General features: G+C 64.0%; 20 protein-coding genes and 1 pseudogene. 3 read left to right on the top strand and 18 right to left on the bottom strand.

What is annotated here, in order from left to right; translation table 11 throughout:
* Positions 1-9: 9 nt before the first annotated feature.
* The 3 genes from ACYVNQ_RS18190 to ACYVNQ_RS18180 form a co-directional block, all read right to left on the bottom strand.
* Positions 10-930, bottom strand: a complete 921-nt coding sequence (locus ACYVNQ_RS18190) for a c-type cytochrome (RefSeq protein WP_460903952.1) — start codon at positions 928-930, stop codon at positions 10-12.
* Between the two features lie 185 nt (positions 931-1,115).
* Positions 1,116-1,904, bottom strand: coding sequence for an aldolase (locus ACYVNQ_RS18185; RefSeq protein WP_460903951.1), 789 nt, complete (start codon positions 1,902-1,904; stop codon positions 1,116-1,118).
* A gap of 12 nt (positions 1,905-1,916) precedes the next feature.
* A complete protein-coding gene (locus ACYVNQ_RS18180) occupies positions 1,917-2,627 on the bottom strand; it encodes a haloacid dehalogenase type II (RefSeq protein WP_460903950.1) in 711 nt (236 codons plus the stop codon).
* 124 nt (positions 2,628-2,751) lie between these two features.
* Here ACYVNQ_RS18180 and ACYVNQ_RS18175 point away from each other — a divergent pair, with 124 nt between their 5' ends.
* A complete protein-coding gene (locus ACYVNQ_RS18175; protein ID WP_460903949.1) occupies positions 2,752-3,594 on the top strand; it encodes a LysR substrate-binding domain-containing protein in 843 nt (280 codons plus the stop codon).
* 162 nt (positions 3,595-3,756) lie between these two features.
* Here ACYVNQ_RS18175 and ACYVNQ_RS18170 read toward each other — a convergent pair whose 3' ends face one another.
* The 8 genes and pseudogenes from ACYVNQ_RS18170 to ACYVNQ_RS18135 all read right to left on the bottom strand — a co-directional run bounded on the left by ACYVNQ_RS18170 (position 3,757) and on the right by ACYVNQ_RS18135 (position 9,344).
* On the bottom strand, positions 3,757-4,431 hold the full coding sequence (locus ACYVNQ_RS18170; protein ID WP_460903948.1) for a response regulator transcription factor: 675 nt from the start codon (positions 4,429-4,431) through the stop codon (positions 3,757-3,759).
* Positions 4,432-4,965: 534 nt separating this feature from the next.
* Positions 4,966-6,279: an ATP-binding protein gene (locus ACYVNQ_RS18165; RefSeq protein WP_460903947.1), complete on the bottom strand. Its 1,314-nt coding sequence runs from the start codon at positions 6,277-6,279 to the stop codon at positions 4,966-4,968.
* The gene (locus ACYVNQ_RS18160; protein WP_460903946.1) at positions 6,276-6,584 is read right to left on the bottom strand and encodes a hypothetical protein; all 309 of its coding nucleotides are present in this window, start codon (positions 6,582-6,584) and stop codon (positions 6,276-6,278) included. The genes ACYVNQ_RS18165 and ACYVNQ_RS18160 overlap by 4 nt, the downstream gene beginning before the upstream one ends.
* Before the next feature lie 5 nt (positions 6,585-6,589).
* Complete coding sequence (locus tag ACYVNQ_RS18155) at positions 6,590-6,907, bottom strand: hypothetical protein (protein WP_460903945.1); 318 nt, start codon at positions 6,905-6,907, stop codon at positions 6,590-6,592.
* Between the two features lie 133 nt (positions 6,908-7,040).
* On the bottom strand, positions 7,041-7,793 hold the full coding sequence (locus tag ACYVNQ_RS18150) for a hypothetical protein (protein WP_460903943.1): 753 nt from the start codon (positions 7,791-7,793) through the stop codon (positions 7,041-7,043).
* Between the two features lie 176 nt (positions 7,794-7,969).
* A pseudogene (locus ACYVNQ_RS18145) lies at positions 7,970-8,047 on the bottom strand (hypothetical protein); the annotation flags it as partial.
* A gap of 220 nt (positions 8,048-8,267) precedes the next feature.
* Positions 8,268-8,555 carry a hypothetical protein gene (locus tag ACYVNQ_RS18140; RefSeq protein WP_460903942.1) on the bottom strand — a complete coding sequence of 96 codons (288 nt, stop codon included), beginning with the start codon at positions 8,553-8,555 and terminating at the stop codon, positions 8,268-8,270.
* A 114-nt stretch (positions 8,556-8,669) separates the two neighbouring features.
* Positions 8,670-9,344 carry a MarC family protein gene (locus ACYVNQ_RS18135; RefSeq protein ID WP_460903941.1) on the bottom strand — a complete coding sequence of 225 codons (675 nt, stop codon included), beginning with the start codon at positions 9,342-9,344 and terminating at the stop codon, positions 8,670-8,672.
* Positions 9,345-9,693: 349 nt separating this feature from the next.
* Between ACYVNQ_RS18135 and ACYVNQ_RS18130 the strand changes: the two genes are divergently transcribed.
* Positions 9,694-11,442, top strand: coding sequence for a tetratricopeptide repeat protein (locus ACYVNQ_RS18130; protein ID WP_460903940.1), 1,749 nt, complete (start codon positions 9,694-9,696; stop codon positions 11,440-11,442).
* 11 nt (positions 11,443-11,453) lie between these two features.
* Here the strand turns inward: ACYVNQ_RS18130 and ACYVNQ_RS18125 are convergent, their stop codons facing one another.
* The 6 genes from ACYVNQ_RS18125 to norR all read right to left on the bottom strand — a co-directional run bounded on the left by ACYVNQ_RS18125 (position 11,454) and on the right by norR (position 18,726).
* On the bottom strand, positions 11,454-13,016 hold the full coding sequence (locus ACYVNQ_RS18125) for a DHA2 family efflux MFS transporter permease subunit (RefSeq protein WP_460903939.1): 1,563 nt from the start codon (positions 13,014-13,016) through the stop codon (positions 11,454-11,456).
* A gap of 107 nt (positions 13,017-13,123) precedes the next feature.
* Entirely contained in the window at positions 13,124-14,416 is a 1,293-nt protein-coding gene (locus ACYVNQ_RS18120) for an efflux RND transporter periplasmic adaptor subunit (protein ID WP_460903938.1), read from the bottom strand.
* Between the two features lie 54 nt (positions 14,417-14,470).
* Complete coding sequence (locus tag ACYVNQ_RS18115; RefSeq protein ID WP_460903937.1) at positions 14,471-15,985, bottom strand: efflux transporter outer membrane subunit; 1,515 nt, start codon at positions 15,983-15,985, stop codon at positions 14,471-14,473.
* Positions 15,986-16,022: 37 nt separating this feature from the next.
* Positions 16,023-16,460, bottom strand: a complete 438-nt coding sequence (locus tag ACYVNQ_RS18110; RefSeq protein WP_460903936.1) for a MarR family winged helix-turn-helix transcriptional regulator — start codon at positions 16,458-16,460, stop codon at positions 16,023-16,025.
* 137 nt (positions 16,461-16,597) lie between these two features.
* Complete coding sequence (locus ACYVNQ_RS18105; protein ID WP_460903935.1) at positions 16,598-17,035, bottom strand: MarR family winged helix-turn-helix transcriptional regulator; 438 nt, start codon at positions 17,033-17,035, stop codon at positions 16,598-16,600.
* Positions 17,036-17,130: 95 nt separating this feature from the next.
* A complete protein-coding gene (norR, locus tag ACYVNQ_RS18100; protein ID WP_460903934.1) occupies positions 17,131-18,726 on the bottom strand; it encodes a nitric oxide reductase transcriptional regulator NorR in 1,596 nt (531 codons plus the stop codon).
* 125 nt (positions 18,727-18,851) lie between these two features.
* On the opposite strand from norR, the gene hmpA reads away from it, so the two are divergent.
* Complete coding sequence (hmpA, locus tag ACYVNQ_RS18095; RefSeq protein WP_460903933.1) at positions 18,852-20,033, top strand: NO-inducible flavohemoprotein; 1,182 nt, start codon at positions 18,852-18,854, stop codon at positions 20,031-20,033.
* 96 nt (positions 20,034-20,129) lie between these two features.
* Here hmpA and catC read toward each other — a convergent pair whose 3' ends face one another.
* Entirely contained in the window at positions 20,130-20,420 is a 291-nt protein-coding gene (gene catC / locus ACYVNQ_RS18090; protein ID WP_460903932.1) for a muconolactone Delta-isomerase, read from the bottom strand.
* Positions 20,421-20,440 lie beyond the last annotated feature (20 nt).

Here is a 20,440-nt window from a genome sequence, read left to right as displayed (position 1 = left end):
AGGCAAGCGTTATTGCTTTTGCGCGTCGCCGCGCGGTGCGAGTGCGTGCAGATACTGCACCAGCGCATCGAGGTCCGCATTCGACACCACGGCTTCACTAAAGCTGGGCATTCGTTGATTCGGCCACGTGCGCACCGCTTTCGGATCGCGGATGATCGAACGCAGGCCGTAGTCGGTCAGATATTGCGTTGGGCTCATCGGCCTGCCGAGGTCCGGGCCGACTTCGCCTGCCCCGCCACCGTTGATCCGGTGGCATACCGAACATTGCACGATGAAGACGTCGTGCCCGCGTTTGACGGCCGCATTGTTCGACAGTGCCGCCGGCACGGCCAGTTGCGGCCAGCGGTGATCCGGGCTTTCCACCAGCGACAGGCGCACCAGCTTGTAAGGCCATTGCTCGCTGGTGATGCCCGAGCGTTCCGGATGCTCCCAGATCAGATAGTACGGTCCGGCGGACACTTTCTCGTTCGGCAGCGCGGGCCACGGCTGCGCTGGGTCTTCTACCGCCACCCATGCGACTGCGCCCTGCTGGCCGGCTTTCGTGATCAGCGCGAGCGGTATCTGGCTGACGAAGCCGTCGCTAGCCTGGGCTTCGATGGTATCGAAGCGCTGTTGTTCCGCATGCGTGCCGAGCAACGCGAGCAGCGGTACGGCGCGATACGGCACCTTGTTGCGATAGGCGTCTTGATCGACGTGCACGACTGCGCTGTCGGGTCGCGCAAGCAATTCGGCCGCGCTGTAATGCTGCGCTGCGATGCCATTGTCGACGGTGAGCGCCGGTGTATCGGCATAAGCCGGTGCGCCGGCGATACAGCTGAATGCGAGGCCGAGCCGCACCAGCGCGCGTTGCAGACGATGCGTGCCGCGCGTTGCGAGTAGCGCGCGATGCGAGGTTCGCGGATAAAGCACGTCCGGCGCGTTTCTCATCATGCTCAGAGCCTGATCTGGAAAATGCGCGTACGGCGGTGCGCGCTGGCGACAGTGTACGTCGCTGCTTTCGGCCGCGCACGGCCAATGCGAAGACAACGCATGCCGGCGCGGCTTGCTCGCTCGCTAATCAGCTACGAGCCGGCACTAACCTGCACTAGCCCGCATCGTCGCGCAGCAAGCGCGGCTCAAGCATCGAAATTCACACCGCGCCTGCGCAATTCGCGCATTGCACTATCCAGATGCGCTCGCGCACTTTGGGCATCTCCCGCGCGCATCTGCTCGTACGCGCGTTGCGCGACGTCATGCGGTACGGGTTTCAATGGCCGGTTCGCCATCATCGCCTTCAGTTGCACGTCGGCCGCGCGCTCCAGGTAGTACAGATCGTCCCACGCCTCGGCAATCGTTGCGCCCGCGACCATCACGCCGTGATTCTTCAGAAACAGGATGTCCGCGTCGCCCATCGTCGCGGCAATGCGGTCGCCTTCCGATTCGTCGAGCGCGAGGCCGTTGTAGTTTTCGTCGACTGCCGTGCGTCCGTAGAACTTCAGCGCGGTCTGCCCGAGCCACAACAGCGGCGGCCCTTCGAGCAGACACAGCGCGGTGGCATTCGGCATATGCGTATGAAAAGCAGCCTTCACGCGCGGCATCTGCTTGTGCAAACGCGCATGGATATAGAACGCGGTCGCTTCCGGTTGACCTTCGCCAGCGATCACGCGGCCGTCGAAATCGCACACCAGCAAGCGCGTCGCGGTGATCTCCGAAAACGCATAACCGTACGGATTGACCAGAAACAGATGATCGTAGCCCGGCACCACCGCCGAAAAGTGATTGCAGATGCCTTCCTCAAAGCCATACTGCGCCGCGAGCTGAAAGCAGGCCGCGAGTTCCGCGCGGGCCTGCATGATCGCGTCCGAATCGAGCTGCAACTCGCGCGGCGTGGCGGCCGTGCCGCCCGTGCTAAGCGTGTGTGCCATGAGCCTCGCCTGTCAAAGTGTCCATCCGAGCGCTGCGAATAGTGGGGGTACCTCGTCCAGCTGCGTCAGTGTCGCATCGGGCTGGTAGTCGGGCAACCGGCGGCGGCCGGTGCGCCGGTCGATCCATACGCAGCGAAAGCCGATGTCGCGCGCGGCCGCGTGGTCCAGGTGCGGGCTCGCGCAAATATGCACGACGTCGTCGCGGGTCACGCCGAGTTGCGCATACGCGTAGTCGAATAGCCGCCGGTCCGGCTTGTAGGCACCGGCTTGCTGCGCGGTGATCACGCGGTCGATGTGGCCGCCAAGCTGCGCGACGTTGCCGGCAATTACGTCGTCGTCGGTATTCGACACGATGCACAGCCGGAAGCCGCTTTCCTTCAGGCGCTGCAGCGTCGCGACTACCTCGGGGAACGGCGGCATCGCGGAGATGCGATTGGTCAGTTGCGCGACGTCGTCGGCGTCGCTGGAGAGACCGAACTGTTCGAGCGCGAGACGCAGGCCGTCGCCCGCCACCTCGCGAAACGAACGGTGCGGCGGGGTCTGCTCGAGCGCGTGCTCGTAGTGGTCGTAGACCTCGATGAACTCTTTCGGACCGATGCCGCTGTGGCCCTTGCGCGCGAGGATGTCGCGCACCGCGGCCAGCAAGCCTTCATCCCACTGGATCAAGGTTCCGTAGCAGTCGAAGGTAAGCCACGACGGACGTGGCGTCGATTTGAGGGGCATGGCGAACTCCATGGGTAGGCGGGATATCGATGGCAGCCAGCTTAGGTTCGATTGCCGTTATTTGGAAATTGAATTATCTTTTGAGGATCAGTGATTTTTCGAATAAGCAACGCCGGAGCTCGCCATGCTGGATCTCGATCTGTTGAACACGCTGGTTTGTGTTGTCGATGAAGGCAGCTTCACGCGCGCCGGCGAGCGGGTGCACCGCACGCAATCGACCGTCAGCCAGCAGGTGCGCAAGCTCGAAGAACTGGTGGGGCGTACCTTGCTACTGCGCGATCGCGCCGGCAGCAACGTACGGCCTACCGAGTACGGCGAGTTGCTGGCGCAGTACGCGCGCCGGCTGCTCGCGCTGTCGCAGGAGGCCGAGGATGCGCTGGCCAGCGATCAGACGCTGACCGCCGTGCGCGTCGGGGTGCCGGAAGATTTCGATGCGCGCCGCATGTCCGGCATGCTGTCGGGATTCGCGAGGACGCAGCCGGCGGCGCGGCTCGAAACGGTGTCCGGCATGAGCACCGACTTGCGCCAAAAACTTGCCGCAGGGGACATCGAAATCGCGCTGATCAAGCGCGAGCCAGGCAGCGGCGAGTGCATCGCGAGCTGGCCGGAAGAGCTGGTTTGGGTGCGCGGCGCCGCGTTCGATGCCGACGCGGAGCCGGTTCCACTTGCGTTGTTTCCACAAGGTTGCGTGTACCGGCAACGCGCGATCCGCGGCCTCGACAAGGCGCAGCGTCGTTGGCGCGTCGCGTTCGGCAGCCATAGCCTGACCGGCATTCAGGCGGCCGTTTCGTCGGGCCTCGGGGTGACGGTACTGCCCACGACGGCCGTGCTTGCCGAACACCGCGAATGCAGCGGGATGCCGGCGCTGCCGTCTACCGAGCTTGCGCTCGTCACCTCCGGCGGCGCGCTAAGCGGCATGCAGCGCGCGTTGGTCGACTTTCTGGTGGCGGAGCTGGAGCGCGTTTAATGTGCGGCGATGCAGTGACAGCGGCTCCTGCCGCATGCGCCACTGCTGCTGAAAGATAGAGGGCGCGCGATGATGTATCAATTCCCGCTGGCGCTCGCGCGGGCAAACAATGCGTTTGCCGGCAAACAAGCGGGTAAGCGGCGGCGGGCGCGTCGTTCCGTATCACGCCTTCGACGCATCGCCCAGCATCACGGTCCAGCCGAGACCGCGTACGTTGCGGATCACCGTCAGCCCGAATTTCTTGCGCACCGAATGGATCAGCACGTCCACCGCGTTGCTCTCCACTTCCTTGCCCCAGCCATAGAGCCGGTCTTCCAGTTGCTCGCGTGACAGGATCGTGCCGGGCCGCTCGAGGAAAGCCAGCATCAGCGCAAACTCGCGTGCCGACAGCACGGAATTCACACCGTTGCAGCACAACGTACGCTTGTCGAGATCGAGGTTCAGCGACTCGTCGCCAAGACGCGAGACCGCGTAGCCCGCCTTGCGACGTAGCACCGCACGGATGCGTGCGAGCAGTTCGGGCACCTGGAAAGGCTTCAGCATGTAGTCGTCGGCGCCGAGATCGAGGCCCTGAACCCGCGCATCGAGATCGTCGCGCGCGGTCAGGATCACTACCGGCACCGGGTTGCCTTGCGAGCGGCAGTTCTTGAGCAGCTCGATGCCGCTCATGCCCGGCAGGCCCAGATCCAGCAGCACGACGGTGTATTCGGCCGCCTCGATCGCTGCGCATCCCGCCGTACCGTCGCGCACCCAATCGACGCTGTAATCCGCATCCTGCAGCGCGCGCAGCAGGCTTTGGCCGATCTGCAGATCGTCTTCAATCAGAAGTACTCGCATGATGTCGTGTCACAGCAACGAAAACGTTGTGTTCGATTCGCGGCGCGAGGTCGGCGCAAGCCAGCGGACGCGGCTGCCGGTGCCAGGCCGTAGCCCGCCGGCGCGCTCAGATGGGGGGCTACGCGCCGGGTATGGGAATAATAGCCGACTCGCAGGCACTCAGGACAGCTGCGTGAAGCTTCAGTATTTTTGATTTCGTGCGCGACTGACCGACATGCGGTAGTGCAACCGGATGCGCAGAAAGCAGGCAAAAAAAGGCCGGCTGCATGGGCAGCCGGCTAAAAGATTCTGGCGTACACCGATCGCCGAGCCAGAATCTGAGGGGCCGAAAATCCGGATCAGCACGGGGGTTGCGCATCGGAGGAGGCCTGTCCTCGGGAGACGATTCGATAGTAGGCCGGCAGAATTAGGCTTGAATGAGCGGACGTGGCACGTGCGGCAAACGCAACGTGCGGCGCGCGCGGCGTGCGCGGTGGCAAGCGGTCAGCGGTCAGCGGTCAGCGGTCAGCGGTCAGCGGTCAGCGGTCAGGCAGCTTAGTCGACCCGCGGAAAACCGACCGACGCGACGATGCCGGAGTGCCCGTCGTCGCGATTCCTCAGCGATGCGCTGCCGCCGTATTTGGCGGTAATCGCCTCTACAATCGCCAGGCCCAATCCGCTGCCCTCGATCTGCGTATTAGCGCGGAAGAAGCGGTCGAACACGCGTGGCAGCAAGTCTGGCGCGATGCCCGGGCCGCTGTCGATCACTTCGATCCACACCATGTTGTTGCGCAGCTCAGTACGCAAATCGACCTTGCCGCCATCGGGCGTGTAACGGATCGCATTGCTCACCAGGTTTCGCACCGCGATGCAGATGTCCGCTTCGATCGCTTTCACATAGGCGGTGGCCATTTCTTCGGCACCGATGTCGATATTGCGTTGCATCGCGATCGGCAGCACTTCCGCGACGGCTTCGACCACCACCGTCGATACGTCGACGCGCGTGATCGCTTCACGCTGCAGCGACGCATCCGCTCGCGCCAGACGCAGCAGCTGCGCGATCAGCGAACCGGCGCGTGCAATGCCGCGGCGCAGCTCCTGAAAGCGCTCCTGGTTGCCGGACACGATGTCGCGCTGCAGATTGTCGGCCTGCAACTGCAGCGCGGTCAGCGGCGTACGCAACTCGTGTGCGGCATCGGAGATGAACTTGCGCTCGGCTTCCATCGACTTCGCGAGACGCTCGATCATCCGGTTGATCGAATCGATGAATGGCCGCAGTTCGATCGGCACGCCGGCGCTCGGCAATGCCTGCAGATGCGCCGCATCGATCGAACGCACCTGCGCGCCGAGCTGGTTTAGCCGCCTGAACGCGAAATGCACGACCACCATCACGGCCGCGCATACCAGCGGCACCAGAATCAGAATCGGCCATAACGTGCCTACCGCCGCTTCTTCGATCAGGTCGCGACGCACCGACGAACGCTGCGCCACCTGGATCACCCGCTCGGGATCGCGCAGCGTATAGATACGCCACTGCTCGCCATTCACCGTCTGCGAGCTAAAACCCATTTGCGCGTCGCGCGGCAGCGGCAGCGACGGGTCGGTGGAACGGAACGGTTCGTCGCTTTCGTCGCGCCAGATCGTGATCACGATATCGCGCTCCGGCTGCGAGCCGCGTGCGGCAATCGATGGCAGCGCGTCGCCGAAGCCACCGCGCATGCGGCCCGCGACCTGCTCGAGCCGCAAATCGAGCAGCGCACCCAGGCCCGCTTTGGATAACTGATAAGAGCTGAGCCCTTGCACGACGCCGACAATGCTGACCACCACGCATAGCGCGAGGACGAGTTGGGTTCTGAGCGATTTGATCATTGGCGGCGCAGCGGCAGAGTGACGTTGAGAAAGATGCCCAGGCCCATCGGCAACGCGGGGGCAGCGCCCGGTGCAAAGCGGCGCGAGCAGACGGATTGCGCAAGCTTTTTGCGCAACGATTCTACTCTGGCGATGCGGGGGAATGGCGTGGACGACGGGGCTTGGGAGTGGGCTTTAAAGCGGGTTTTAAAGCGGACTTCGCGGGCGCTTTGGAAAGACTTCAAACGCAAAGGGCGCACAGCCTGCGCTGTGCGCCTTTGTTCAGGAGCGGCGTTGCCGACGCAACGCCGCAAGATGGCCGCCATGCGGCTCAGTTATGCTGATAGATCGAGTTCAAGCCGACGTTGTCGTTAGGGTTGAACGCGGCACCCGACTGCGAGCTCGCGCCAGCCACGCCGCCTACGCCGCTGGTGTCGGCCGGTTTGATCTGATGCGGCTGCGCAGGCATGGCAGGCTGCGTTTGCGCCGCAGCCGGCACATAGTCCACTTCTTCGTATTGCACCACTTGCACGTATTCGTCGGGAGCGGCATTTTGCGCAGCAGCGGCTTGCGGCGCAGTTTGTGCAAAGCAGACGGCCGGCACGACGAGAGCAGCGGCCACAGCAACGGATTTGATAAACGAGTTCATGATGATTCCCTCCAGGGTGGTTTTGGTGGTTCGTGGTTCAGGCGTTGTGTCGTCCCACGGAAACCATCGTAGCTGGGGAGAATTAGCGGAAAATGAGTGGCTGTCATCACCCACCACCACTCACCACCGCTCCTTAACGCGTGCCGGCGAACACGAATACGTCGTCGCGATCGCGCAGCGGCAACGCCACCAGCAATTGCGATTCGTCGAGCACGGCGCTGCCGGATAAGGTTGCGTTCGCATCGATACACGGCGCTGCAGCGAACGTCACCGATACGTCGTAGGCATTGAGGTCGCTGCGCGGCGTCAGCGTGCCGCGAAACTCGCAACCGCCGTCTATCGTGCCGGCCAGCAGGCCGCTGGCGGTTATCGTCATCTGCGCGGGCGCGTTGCTTCGCAGCGAGCGTGCGTTGCCGCTATAGAGGCCGATGGTGGCCGCCCTTGTCGGCGGTTGTCCCAATATTTGCGCAGGACTGGCGGTGAAGGTCGTGCTGTTCGCGTCGCCGCTGGCGGTCACGCTGCCGCTCACTGCCGGCGAGTGCGAAAAATCGATCGCAACCCGAACCGGTGTTGCATTGCCCGACGGCGCGAGGCGATAGCGCGTAGCCTGCGTGCCGTCGAAACTGGCGGCGTCCGTCTGCGTGCCTTTGCGCACCACCACCACGTCGTCGACCGTGCGCGGCGCAGCCGCGGGTTGATAGAACAGGTACGCAGTGCCGTCGTAGAACATCGCCAGCATCAGATTTTGATGCGTAGACAACGAACCTTTATAGATGCCCGGCGATGCGGTCAGCAGCGGCGTGGCTTGCGAAGCCGGCGGAAGATTGCCCGTGCCGCAACCGGCCAGCGCGGTGGACAGGGCAAGACATGCGAGGGCCGTTTTCATCGTCGTGCGTGCCTTTTACGAGTGGGTGAAAGGACAACTGCAAGGCAACAGCGATTGCGCAGCGGCGCATGGACACGCGGCTGCGCACTGCATCGGTCTTCGTCGATCGGATGAGGCTACAACGGATTCGGCAAACGCCGCGGATATGCCGCATGGATTGCGTGTGCGGGGATCAGTCAGCGCTTGCCGGCGCGCACGCGATGCTTTGGGCCGCACCACGCGCAACAGGTGAAGTGTGAAGCGTAACGGCGTCGTTGTCTTCAGGAATCTGATGAGGCGCGCGGGCTGGACGCGCCGGGCGTTTTGCCTCGAGCGCGAGCGGCGGCTCTGCGCCGCCCGTCTCTGCGGGTCAACGCGTCGCGGCCTCGGCGGCTGCCGCCATTTCGTAGCGGGCTTCCTGCATCAGATGAATTGCCCGCGCCGCATGGCCGCCCATGTCGTAGCCATTGGCCCGCTGTGCGGCGCCCATCGAGCTCAGTAGCGATAGCCGTAGCCGTAGTAGCCGCGGTAGTAGCCGTGCGGATGGCCCCAGTAGCCACCGATGACGACCGGCGGCGCCACGTACACCGGAGGTGGCGGCCCGTAATAGACCGGCGGCGGCGGTGCGTAGACAGGTACCGGCACCATCGGCGCCACCGGCATCATCGGCATCATCGGCATGACCGGGCTGATGCCGACGCCCACGAACACATGCGCCTGCGCGCAGCTGATGAGCCCACCCGCGAGGACGGCGCCCACGATGACCTGGCGAATCCCTTTCATGTTGTTCTCCTTGAGGCTGGATGCGTCTGGCTGATCGCATCGTTCAAGGACATTCTGGAGGCCAAGAATGAGAGAAGAATGAGCAGTTGTGCGTGCAACGAAAAGGCAGCGACGCTATTTGATGTGCAGCTGGAGCGACTCGAGCAGCTCGGCCAGACCCAGCCATACGATCTGCACGCCAATGCAGAACAGCACGAAGGCAAGCAGGCGCATCGCGACCTGTGTGCCTACTGCGCCCAGCAGCCTCTCGAGATGGCCGGCGAACCGTACGCAAACATAGATGCTGGCGCACAGGATCAGCAGTGCGATGCCGACGCCGATCAGATGCACCGGCGACAGGCCTTCGCGCGGCGAGCCGGTGCCGAGCGCGATCGCCACCGCGATCGAGCCGGGGCCGACGGTAATCGGCAGCGTCAGCGGGTAAAACGCTCGGGCCCGCAACGACGCCTCGTGCAGCACGCCGGTTTCCTGCTGCGCGTCCGACTCCGTCGCTTCGTCTGCCGGCGCCTGCAGCAGATTCCATCCCGCCACCGCAACCACGAGTCCGCCCGCCACGCGCAGCACCGGCATCGAGATGCCGAAAAACGACAGCACGTACGCGCCGATCGACAGTGACCCGAGCAGGATAAACAGGCTGTTGATCGCAATGCGCAGCGCCAGTTCGCTGCGCTCGGCGGGGCTCGCATGCGGCACCATCGTCAGCGTGATGAAACCCGACGCGGGCGGATTGATGATCGGGAACAGCCCTGTGACGAGCAAAAGAATCGTTTTCGTCAGTTCATTCAACATAAGCTGACATCCTTCGAAGTTTGCGCACAGGTGCGCAAATCGGTAAGCGCTCGGGTGGGCAAGCCATCACAGGGCGCGTGGTATGCAGGCTCTTCATTGGTGACGCTGCACTTTAGCATCGCGAGCCGGCGTGCCGGGCAAAACGCACATCGTGTTGATGTGACGGATGGCGCCCAACTATCCGCATGATCAATCGTCGCGTGCCAGCCGACAGTTCGGGTTGCGCAATCACGCTGCAATCTCCGCCGCTCCTTATGCGACAGGCCATCCACGCGATTGGCATGGACGATGCCTTGTCGAAGACAACGCGCCTGCATGCATGAAGAAGGCGCAGCACAAGGAGACCGGCATGAACGGGTTAAACGGCACGCGGGCGCGCCTCGCGGCATCGCTGACGTCGATCGGCAGCAAGGCACAGTACGGCTTCGAAATGATCGCGGCCATCCTCGTGACTGCGCTCGCCGGCTTTCTGTTTGTGCCGAAGCTGGTCGGCCTGTGCGGCGTGCTGTTCGATCCGGTGACCACCGTGCAGCCGATTCAGGTATCGGAGGAGTTGCGCGAACAGGGCTACACCGAAGCGACGCTGCAGCAGTTGCTGATCGATGCGTTGGGCGACTTACGCGCGGATGCATCGGGTGTGACGCCGAAAGCCGACGCCGAAAAGGTGTTGTCCGAGTTCAAGATCCCCGATGTCGAACTGCCTGGCACCGGCATATCGATCCGCCCGCTGATCGAATTTGCCCGCACGCTGCTCAAACGCGATTCGATGGTGTATGGCAGCGTGGTCGGTTCGCCCTCCGGTTTCGCGGTGATGCTGACGCTGCGCGAGCCGGACGGCCGCACGGTGCCGCTACACGGCGACAGTGAGACCGCCCGGGCAGCGCTCACAAAGATGGACAACCACGCTCAGCCCCATTTGCAGACCGGTATGGAAGCGGCCACGTTGAAGCAAGCGCTGCGCGCAGCCGCCGAGAAGATCCTCGAACATCAAAGTCCGCTGCTCTATGCGTCGTATCTGACCCAGGTCGAACAAAGACGCTGCCTCGAGGGCGAGAGAAAATGCGACTTCGCCGAAGTCCGCAAGCTGTTCGCGCAGATCGCGGCGGGCGCCCATAGCGACAGCTCGCGCGAAAACGCCGCATGGGCCAAGCTCGCTTTATCCAAGCTCGACACCTACGCCGGTAACTATGAAGGCACCATCAGACTTTCCAGCGAGATCGTCGAACTCAGCGATAAATACAGCTCGTGGGAAAAGGTGCGCCCCTGGGCGTACTACAACTGGGGCGTCGCGCTGAACGATCTGGGCTGCTACCAGCAAGCGGCGCAAGTGCTGCGCCGGTCCGTCAATGAACGCACCGATAGCGAGCCGGCTGCGCACAACGCGCTCGCGCGTGCCTTTCTCGCACTGGCGAGCGCCGGTGCCCCCGCACTCTCCAGCGACGTGAGCGACTCGGGCAACGACGGAATGGATCTGGTGATCGTCCCGCCAGGCTTGCCGCCGCGCGATAACCGCGAAGCCGCGATCGCAGAACTCGATGCAGCGCTGAAGGCGAACCCCGGCTACCAGGAAGCCTATGTGAACCTTGGCGATGCGTTGCAGTTGCAGTCGACGTCAGACGGCCTGTCGAAAACAAACGCGCAATCCGCTCTCGTCGGCGATTCGCGTGAGGCGTACTGGCGAGCCGTGGATCTCGATGCCAAACAAGCCGACCGCGCCTATGAGCGGCTGCTTGCAATGAAGGACCCCGACTCCATGAAAGTCGCGCAGCGGCGCGATGCGCCGCAACGTGCGCAATGTCAGCAGCGCATGGCGCGCTCGTTGCTCGAAGCATGGGGCTGCAGCGACCGGCAGATCGAAGCGGTATCGGGCCGTGCGCCCGCTGCCTCTGAGCCTGCCGGGCAAGGCTTGCTGCATACCGCCGCCCCCGCAGCAGAGCCTGCCGTATGCCGCCAGCACGATTTGCGCTCGCAGCGTCCGCAACGCTCGCCCACCCGGCCGGCCGCGGACGTCAGCGTGAAATGGACGGCGCTGCATTCGCCAGCCGTCTCGCCGTCGAAATCGGACAGCGACGCCGAACCCGCCAATCACGGCGCCTGATCTGGCCTCGCCTAGTGCGCGCCTGCCGCCGCGCCTCCTCCTGCGCCACCCTTTACAGGCTTGGTCAACCAGATCAACGGAATGATCGCGATGAAAATCACCGCGGATAACCAGAAGATATCGTTCAAGCCGAGCATGGTTGCTTGCGCGTTCAACGATTGCTCGAAAAACGCGAGCGCCTGATTCGATCCTCCGCCGAGTGTCCCGTGCACGGCATCGAGTGCACCGGTGAAGGTCGGGTTGTCGATGCTGCTCTGTTCGGCGAGCCGCGCGTGGTGCAGGATCGTGCGGTCGTTCCAGCCGGTCGTCGCGAGCGAGGTGCCGACACCGCCCGCGAAGATGCGCGCGAAATTCGACAGGCCCGCGGCAGCCGGAATCCGCTCCGGTGCAAGGCCCGACAGAATGATCGTCGTCAGCGGCACGAAGAACAGCGCAGTCGGAATGCCTTGCAGCAAGGTGGGCAACACGAGTGTCCATGCATCCACGCCGGTCGTGTAGTTCGAGCGCATGAAGAACACCGCCGCATAGCCGACGAAGGCCATCGTGGCGAGCACGCGCGCGTCCGACTTCGGCATGATTTTCGCCATCACCGGCGCCAGCAGCACCGCGAAAATGCCAAGCGGCGCGGTGACGAGGCCCGCATCCACCGAACGGTAGCCCAGATAGCCCTGGATCCATTGCGGCAACAGCACGAGGTTCGAGAAAAACACCCCATACGCCACCGAGATCGCGATCGTGCCGCCACGAAAGTTACGCACCGCAAAGAGCCGCAGATCGACGATCGGGTTCTTTTCGGTCAGCTCCCAGATCAGGAAAAACACGAAGCTGACTGCTGCGACCACCGCCAGCGCACAGATCACCGGCGAGTTGAACCAGTCGAGATCCTTGCCCTTATCCAGCATGATCTGCAGTGTCGCGACCCACGCGATCAGCGATAGCAGGCCCACCTTGTCGATGCGCAGGCGCCGGGTCTGCGTCTCGCGGTCGCGATACAGCGCCCACGTGACGCCCGCCGCGAACAGCCCGACCGGAATGTTGATGTAGAAGATCCACGACCACGAATAGCTGTCGGTAATCCAGCCGCCGAGCGCCGGCCCGGCGATCGGGCCGACGGTTGCCGTCATCGCCCACAGCGCGAGGGCGTGCGAGCTCTTTTCCTTCGGGTATGAACCGAGCAGGATCGCTTGCGAAAGAGGCGTCAGCGGGCCGGCCACGACGCCTTGCAGCACGCGCGCGGCGAGCAGCACGACCAGATTCGGAGCCATCCCGCACAGCCAAGACGACAGTACGAACAGCACGATCGCACCAACGAACAGCCGGATTTGCCCGACCCGTTGCGTGAGCCACCCGGTCAGCGGAATCGACACCGCGTTGGCGGCAGAGAACAGCGTGATCACCCACGTCCCTTCGTCGACCGAGACGCCCAGGTTGCCGGAAATCGTCGGGATCGCCACGTTGGCAATCGATGAATCCAGCACGTTCATGAAGGTTGCAAGCGCAACGGCAAGCGTGGCGAGCACCAGCTTGCCGCCAGTGAGCGGCGGCGGGCTGACGGAGTTCGTCGGCATGTTCATCGTGAATCCTGTTCGTCGTTGTCGGATAAATCTGACGGGTCAGTTATTTGGGTAAAAAAAATGGCGCGACTTGTGCCGATGCATCGTGCGACGTATCGGCAGGCGCATCAGCCGGCGCTGCGTTGCGCTGCATCGCGCTTTGCCAGCGGCCGCGGCTTTGCCGCCTGGCTCGCAGCGGTCGCTGCAGCCCGCGGATCGCCGACAGTGTTCTGCGCGATGATCCGAGCGATTTCCGCATCGGCCTGCGCACCGTATCCGCTGAACACATCCGTGCGATAGCTGGTGTTGACCGCGGCAGCGAGCTGGCGACCGCTTGCGTCGCGGGTCTCGACGTCCACCTGCATCGACAGGCCAATACGCAGCGGATGCGCATCGAGCTCGCGCTGATCGAGCTGGATGCGCACCGGCAGACGCTGCACGATCTTGATCCAGTTGCCGGTCGCGTTCTGCGCGGGCAGCACTGCGAACGCGGCGCCCGTGCCCGCGGAAAATCCCACTACACGTCCGTGATATTCGACAGCGCCGCCATAAACATCGGCGGTGAGCACCACGGGTTGGCCAATGCGCATCTGCCGCAGCTGGCTTTCCTTGTAGTTCGCATCCACCCAGACACCATCGAGCGGCACGATCGCCATCAACGGTGTACCCGGTGCGACGCGCTGCCCAACCTGCACCCCGCGGCGCGCCACGTAACCGGTGACCGGCGCGGGCAGCGTGTTGCGCGCATACGCGAGGTACGCGTCGCGCACTTTCGATGCAGCCGCCTGCACGTTCGGATGCTGCTCGACCGTGGTGCGATCGGTCAGCGCGCGATTCGCCTGAGCCTGCTGGCGGGCGGCATCGAGTGCCGCCTGCGCGGCGGCCTGCGCATCGCGTGCGTGCGCAATGTCTTCGGTCGACACGGCGCCGGTGTCGGCCACCGCCTGGCGGCGCCGCAAGTCGGCGGATGCGCGCGCGAGGTCGGACTCGCGCTGCGCGACCGTCGCGTTGAAGAAGTCGTTGTTCACGTACAGGCTGCTGACCTGCCGCACGGTTTGCGCAAGCGTCGCTTCCGCGTTGCCCAGGGCGATCTTCGCGTCGGCTGCGTCGAGCGTCACGACCGGGTCGCCGGCCTTGACGATCTGCGTGTCGTCGGCGTTGACCGCAACCACGGTGCCGGTTACCTGCGGCGTCAGCTGCACGAGGTTGCCGCTGACGTAGGCGTCGTCGGTGGCCTCGTGGTAGCGCGCGTAAGTCAGGTAGTACGCTGTGTATGCGGCGCTGCCGGCCACCACCACGATGCCCAGCAGGGCAAGAAGCAACTTGCGTTTGCGTGGCTGCGGGTCGGGCGCGGTGTCGGCAGACGCGCGAGCGGGCGCGTCTTTCGGTTTGACGGGTTTGCTGTTGTCCATTTCGCTCATTTCGTTTCTCCGGTGCGATTCAGTGCGATTCGATCAGTTCGGGCCGGCGCCGCGTCAACGCGTGGCAACCGATGCGGCGGGTGCGGCTGCGTTCGATGAAGCGGCCACCGGTGCTGTTGCCGTTGCCGTGTCCGTGTACCCGCCGCCGAGCGCCGCCGCTAGCGCAATCTGCTGGTCGCGCCGGTCCATCTGCAGGTTCGCCACCGCCTGGTCCGCCGATAGCGCGTTCATGTCCGCATTGAGCACGGTCAGCTGATTCGTCAGGCCCGCCTTGTATTGCGTGAGCGCAAGTTCGTCGGCACGGCGCGCGGCGGCTTGCGCGGTCTGCGCATCGACCAGCTGGCCGTCGGTTGCGCGCACGTTGGCGAGCTGCGTGGCAACTTCGGAAAGCGCGGTGACGAGCGTCTGGTTGTACGCGCCCACCGCGTAGTCGAATTCCGCGTAACGGCCCTTCAGCTGGGCGCGCAATGCGCCTGCATCGAAGATCGGCAGATGGATCGCAGGACCGGCCGAAACCGTGCGGCTCGCCGCCGTCAAAAAGCGGCCGAAGCCAAATGCATCGAGCCCGATCGCGGCGCTCAGGTTGATGTCCGGATAGAACTCGGCCTTCGCCTCTTTCACGTCATGCGTCAGCGCATCCACGCGCCAATGCGCCGCTACCAGGTCGGGCCGGCGGCTCACCAGGTCTGCGGGCAAGTTGTCCGGCAGCCGCACCTCGTCACCGACGCCGAGCGCCGGACGCGCAATCGCCAGCCCGCGATCCGGGCCCGCGCCAAGCAGTGCGGCAAGCTGATAGCGGGTGGTGACAATCGAGCCGTCGAGCGCCTTGAGCGCGGCGCGGCTCGTCGCGAGATTGGCCTGCGCGGTCTTGCGTTCGACTTCGGTATCGAGCCCCGTTGCGATGCGGCCCGCCGTGATCCGGTCGATCTGTTCGCGCTGTGCGACCTCCTGCTGCGCGATGTCGCGCAGCGCGTAGAGCCGTGCCAGCTGGTTGTACGAGCGCGCGATCGCAGTAGTCAACGTCAGCTTGACCACCTGGGCATCCGCTTCGCTTGCCTGCAGTTGCGACAGCGCGGCCTTCAGCGTTTCGCGGTTTTTACCCCACAGGTCGAGGTCGTACGATGCACCCAGTACGCCCTTGTTCTCCGACTGCCACGAACCCGCGTACGGCGGCGGCACCACTGCGTTACCGGAAAACTGCTGGCGCGTGTACGAATAGCTGGCGTCCGCGCGCGGCAGCGTGCCGGCTTTCGCGGTTTCGCTATAGGCGGACGCGCTCGCCACGCGCGCACGCGCCTGTTCGAGCGTCGGGCTCGCCTGCAGCGCTTCGGCAAGCAGCGCCTTCAGTTGCGCATCGCCGAACTGGTCCGCCCAATCTTCTGCGGGCCAGCGGCCGCCTTCGGCCGGCATGCTCTGTTGCGTCGCGTATTGCTGCGGCTCGGCGGGCTTCTGGTCGCTGTGGATGCCGGCATAGTTCACACACGCGGACAGCACGGCCGCGAATATCACCGATACGCTCGCCTTCAGCCCGCGAGCCGCGCTACCTGCAATATTTGATTGACCGCTCATTGTTTGACCTGTCAGATAAATAGATAAAAAAAACCGCTCAATCGTTCAGAAACTTCGCCAGCAAGCGGCGCAAATCGTCGAATTCCGCGGCGGAAAACGCGTGCAGGCGCGCATTCAGCACGCCCGGTGCGATTTCGGCAATGCGTGTTGCGGCGGCACAGCCCGCTTCGGTGAGGACCAGGTTCACCACCCGGCGGTCGCCCGTATCGCGCGAACGCCTGAGCAAACCGCGGGTTTCGAGCCGGTCGAGCATGCGTGTCATCAACCCGGTGTCCATGCCGAGGTGGCGCGCCAGACTGGCGGGCGTGGCACACGTGCCGCGTTTGAGTGTCATCAGGATGCCGACGTGGTGGGCCTTCACACCGAGCTCCTTGAGCCCCGCGTCCAGTTCCGTGCTCAGCAGGTTGCGCGCCTTGTTCAGCGCGAAACCGACGCTTTCGACCAACTGATAGTTGTCCGGCGTGTAAAACGGCATCTCTGACTCCTCATTCGTTGCGCGAACAATAGCTGACAGGTCAGATATCGTCAAGAAAAGTTTCCGGACACGCCGAGGGAAACCCGGGTGCACCAGATAGCTGGAGAGTGTTTAGGGTGACGCGGCGGCGCGCCGCTTTATTCGCCGACGAATTTGTGCAGCAGGCGGCGCAACTCGTCGAGTTCGGCCTTGGTGAATTTCTTCAGACGCTCGTTCAGCACCACCGGCGCGATCTCGGGAATCCGCGCGGCCACCGCGCGGCCGCTGCTGGTCAGCGTCAGATTGACGACGCGGCGGTCGGCCGTGTCGCGCGAGCGCTGGATCAGCGCCTTGCTTTCGAGCTTGTCGAGCATACGCGTCATCAGGCCGGTGTCGATGCCGAGCAACGTCGACAATTCGAACGGCGTGCTCGCCAGCTTTTGCTTCAGCGACAGCAGGATGCCCATTTGCTGCGATGAAATGTCGAGATCCTTCAGCGCGGCATCCATTTCCGTGAGGATCAGGTTGCGCGCCTTGTTCAGCACAAAGCCGACGCTCGCTGTCAGATCGTAATTGTCTTTGGTGTAATGCCGCATGCGAAATCTCCTGCACGACCGACCGTGCGCGCTCACTGACGGATCAGATACTACCAAACCCGCTACCGCCAGAAAGCACCGGCCGTGGCTTCAGCTTATTTCAGGCCGAGCCGTTTCGCCAGGCGGTTCAGATTGGCGCGGTCCATACCGAGCGTGCGCGCCACCGCCGCCCAGTTATTGCCGCTGCGCTCCAGCGCATCGGCCACCAGGGTTCGTTCGTATGCGGCGACCGCGCTGCGAAAGTCGGTGCTGGTGGCGTCCATGGCATGAGCGCCGCTGGTTTCGCCGGGGCGTGGCGCGGCTTCGAGACTGCCCGGCGCAAGGCCGAGATCGAGCGCGGTCAGCGTCAGGATGCGCGGCCGTTCGCGGTGCCGCGACAGCGCCTTGAACGCGCTGCGGCCGATCATGTGCTCCAGTTCGCGTACGTTGCCGGGCCACGCGTACGCGAGCAGCGCCGCCTGTGCATCCGTGGCGAGCCGGATGCTCAACAGGCCGAGCCGCGCGCGGTTCTCTTCGAGGAAATAGCCGGCCAGCAGCAGCACGTCGCGGCCGCGCTCGCGCAGCGGCGGCACGCGCAGCGGATAAACGCTCAACCGGTGGTACAGGTCGGCACGAAAGCGCCCGGCGCGCACTTCTTCGGCGAGGTCGCGATTGGTCGCGGCGACCAGCCGCACGTCGACCTTGTGTTCGCGATCCGAGCCGATGCGCTGCAACTGGCCGTTCTGCAAGACCCGCAGCAGCTTGGCCTGCACGCCGAGCGGCAGTTCGCCGACTTCGTCGAGCAGCAGCGTGCCGCCATCGGCCAGCTCGAACTTGCCGCTGCGATCCGACGATGCCCCCGAAAACGCGCCGCGCACGTGGCCGAACAGTTCGCTTTCAACCAGCGTGTCGGGCAGCGCCGCACAGTTCAGGCTGATCAGTGCCTCTTTGGCGCGCAGCGATTGCATATGGATTGCGTTGGCCACCAGTTCCTTGCCGACACCCGTCTCGCCGGTGATCAACACCGTCAGCTCGCTGTGAGCCACCGTGCGGATTTCGTCAAGCAATTGACGGTGCGCCGCGCTGCTACCGATGATTTCGCGGCTGCTCGGCCCGCTTGCACGCCGGTAAGCTTCGGCGCGCTGACGCTCTTCTTCGGAGTGGCGCGCCAGTGTGTCGATACGCTCAGCCACGCTGACAGTGGCTGCAGCCAGGCTACCCAACGCCTGCAGCGTGTCCATGTCAATATTTGCGAAGCGCGCCGGGTCGAGTGCGTCGAGCGTCAACAGCCCCCACGGACGTCCGCCGATGTGAAGCGGACAGCCGAGACAATCGTGCACTTCGAGATTGCCGCTCACGCCTTGTACCAGACCGTCGTAAGGGTCCGGCATACCTGAATCGGCAGGGAAGCGGGTCGGCTCGCGGCGCGCGAGCAGCGCAGCGAAACGGGGGTGGTCGCTCACGCGAAAGCGTCGGCCGAGCGTATCGCTCGACAGGCCGTCGATCGCGAGCGGCACCAGCGTGTCGTCGTCGAGGCGTAGCAGTGCGGCAGCGTCGGCAGGGAACAGCGTACGCAGCGTCGTCAACAGACGCCGGTAGCGTTCGCGTTGCGGCAAGTCGCGCGACAGGTCCTCGACGAGCGGGATCAATGCGTCCAGCACCGTCGATGCAGTCAGTTTGACTCCTGATGCAGTCTGTTCGACTCGGGTCATATTCACATCGGTGTTTTATAAGCCACTGATTCTACGACAAATTAAAACTGGCCCGAGAAGTGCATAGTCAGGTGCAAAACCCGCTTGCGGGCGTTCACCCACTTGTCACCCAACGAGGAAGTCTCATGCTGTCAGCCGAACAACGCGCCATCATCAAAGCCACCGTCCCGCTGCTCGAGAGCGGCGGCGAGGCGCTGATCACTCACTTCTACAACACGCTGCTCGCGGAAAATCCGCAAGTGCGGCCGCTGTTCAACCAGGCACACCAGGCAAGCGGCGACCAGCCACGCGCGCTGGCCAACGGCGTGCTGATGTACGCGCGTCATATCGATCAACTGGAGCAACTGGGCGGGCTCGTCACGCAGATCGTCAACAAGCACGTCGCGCTGAATGTGCTGCCCGAGCATTATCCGATCGTCGGCGGTTGCCTGCTGCGCGCGATCCGCGAAGTGCTCGGACCGGAGATCGCCACCGATGCGGTGATCGAAGCGTGGGGTGCAGCGTATCAGCAGCTCGCCGGCCTGTTGATCGGCATCGAAGAAAACGCGTATGCGGACAAGGAGCATGCGAAAGGCGGCTGGCGCGGCACGCGTGCGTTCAAGGTGGCGCGCAAGGTGAAAGAGAGCGACGAGATCACGTCGTTCTATCTGCAGCCGGCCGATGGCGGCGAACTGTATGAGTTCAAGCCGGGGCAATATCTTGGGTTGCGGCTGGATATCGACGGTGCGGAAGTGCGCCGCAACTATTCGCTGTCGGCGGCTGCGAACGGCAAGGAGTATCGCATCAGCGTGAAGCGCGAACCGAACGGCAAGGTGTCGAACCATCTGCACGATCGCGTCAACGAAGGCGCTACGCTCGACGTGTTCACACCTTCCGGCGACTTCACGCTGGAAGCCAGCGACCGGCCGCTGGTGCTGATCAGCGGTGGCGTAGGGATCACGCCGACGCTCGCGATGCTGCGCGTTGCGCTGCAGACGTCGCGGCCGGTGCATTTCATCCATGCGGCGCGTAACGGCGGCGTGCATGCGTTCCGCAAGTTCATCGACGATCTCGCGGCACAGCATCCGCAATTGAAGCGCTTTTACGTGTACGAGAAGCCGCGCCCCGAAGACACGGCTTACGATGCGACCGGTTATATCGATGAGGCACGGCTGCGGGCGTGGATGCCGCAGACGCGTGACGTCGATGTGTATTTCCTCGGGCCGAAAACGTTCATGAAGGCGATCAAGCAGCACCTCGCTGCGATCGGCGTGCCGGCTGCGCAAAGCCGTTACGAGTTCTTTGGTCCGGCTTCGGCGCTGGATTGAAGTTTTTTTGCGCGGCTGGCTTTAGCTAGCGCCGTGGCTCGATGGGAAGAGGCGTGCGTTGCGCCTCGTCCCGCGTTTTTTTCTGCGCGTTCCTGCTTACCGGTCGTCTTCGAAGATCGAAGACGGATGGCGACACAGCGCGTCCACCTCGATCTCCATGTACGGAAACAGCGGCAGGCGGCTCAGCAGATCGTGCAATTGCGCGGGACCGTCCACGTCGAACACGCTGTAGTTCGCGTAGCGGCCCGCGATACGCCATAGGTGTCGCCACACGCCCTCTTTCTGCAGGCGCTGCGCCAGCGCCTTTTCTTCGGCTTTCAATTGCTCGGCCCGTTCGGCCGGCATGTCGTGCGGAAACTTCACCGCCATCTTCACGTGAAATAGCATCGGGTGTGCTCCAGATCTGT

The organism is Paraburkholderia jirisanensis, from assembly GCF_054782355.1.
This window is presented reverse-complemented; position numbering and strand designations above follow the sequence as displayed.

What these genes read in the sequence shown, in the direction of transcription:
- ACYVNQ_RS18155 (WP_460903945.1), bottom strand. Translation starts at nt 6,907, where the DNA reads ATGAACTCGTTTATCAAATCCGTTGCTGTGGCCGCTGCTCTCGTCGTG.
- ACYVNQ_RS18175 (WP_460903949.1), top strand. Translation starts at nt 2,752, where the DNA reads ATGCTGGATCTCGATCTGTTGAACACGCTGGTTTGTGTTGTCGATGAA.
- ACYVNQ_RS18120 (WP_460903938.1), bottom strand. Translation starts at nt 14,416, where the DNA reads ATGAGCGAAATGGACAACAGCAAACCCGTCAAACCGAAAGACGCGCCC.
- ACYVNQ_RS18105 (WP_460903935.1), bottom strand. Translation starts at nt 17,035, where the DNA reads ATGCGGCATTACACCAAAGACAATTACGATCTGACAGCGAGCGTCGGC.
- norR (WP_460903934.1), bottom strand. Translation starts at nt 18,726, where the DNA reads ATGACCCGAGTCGAACAGACTGCATCAGGAGTCAAACTGACTGCATCG.
- catC (WP_460903932.1), bottom strand. Translation starts at nt 20,420, where the DNA reads ATGCTATTTCACGTGAAGATGGCGGTGAAGTTTCCGCACGACATGCCG.
- ACYVNQ_RS18160 (WP_460903946.1), bottom strand. Translation starts at nt 6,584, where the DNA reads ATGGCGGCCATCTTGCGGCGTTGCGTCGGCAACGCCGCTCCTGAACAA.
- ACYVNQ_RS18130 (WP_460903940.1), top strand. Translation starts at nt 9,694, where the DNA reads ATGAACGGGTTAAACGGCACGCGGGCGCGCCTCGCGGCATCGCTGACG.
- ACYVNQ_RS18170 (WP_460903948.1), bottom strand. Translation starts at nt 4,431, where the DNA reads ATGCGAGTACTTCTGATTGAAGACGATCTGCAGATCGGCCAAAGCCTG.
- ACYVNQ_RS18125 (WP_460903939.1), bottom strand. Translation starts at nt 13,016, where the DNA reads ATGAACATGCCGACGAACTCCGTCAGCCCGCCGCCGCTCACTGGCGGC.
- hmpA (WP_460903933.1), top strand. Translation starts at nt 18,852, where the DNA reads ATGCTGTCAGCCGAACAACGCGCCATCATCAAAGCCACCGTCCCGCTG.
- ACYVNQ_RS18180 (WP_460903950.1), bottom strand. Translation starts at nt 2,627, where the DNA reads ATGCCCCTCAAATCGACGCCACGTCCGTCGTGGCTTACCTTCGACTGC.
- ACYVNQ_RS18140 (WP_460903942.1), bottom strand. Translation starts at nt 8,555, where the DNA reads ATGAAAGGGATTCGCCAGGTCATCGTGGGCGCCGTCCTCGCGGGTGGG.
- ACYVNQ_RS18150 (WP_460903943.1), bottom strand. Translation starts at nt 7,793, where the DNA reads ATGAAAACGGCCCTCGCATGTCTTGCCCTGTCCACCGCGCTGGCCGGT.
- ACYVNQ_RS18110 (WP_460903936.1), bottom strand. Translation starts at nt 16,460, where the DNA reads ATGCCGTTTTACACGCCGGACAACTATCAGTTGGTCGAAAGCGTCGGT.
- ACYVNQ_RS18185 (WP_460903951.1), bottom strand. Translation starts at nt 1,904, where the DNA reads ATGGCACACACGCTTAGCACGGGCGGCACGGCCGCCACGCCGCGCGAG.
- ACYVNQ_RS18165 (WP_460903947.1), bottom strand. Translation starts at nt 6,279, where the DNA reads ATGATCAAATCGCTCAGAACCCAACTCGTCCTCGCGCTATGCGTGGTG.
- ACYVNQ_RS18115 (WP_460903937.1), bottom strand. Translation starts at nt 15,985, where the DNA reads ATGAGCGGTCAATCAAATATTGCAGGTAGCGCGGCTCGCGGGCTGAAG.
- ACYVNQ_RS18135 (WP_460903941.1), bottom strand. Translation starts at nt 9,344, where the DNA reads ATGTTGAATGAACTGACGAAAACGATTCTTTTGCTCGTCACAGGGCTG.
- ACYVNQ_RS18190 (WP_460903952.1), bottom strand. Translation starts at nt 930, where the DNA reads ATGATGAGAAACGCGCCGGACGTGCTTTATCCGCGAACCTCGCATCGC.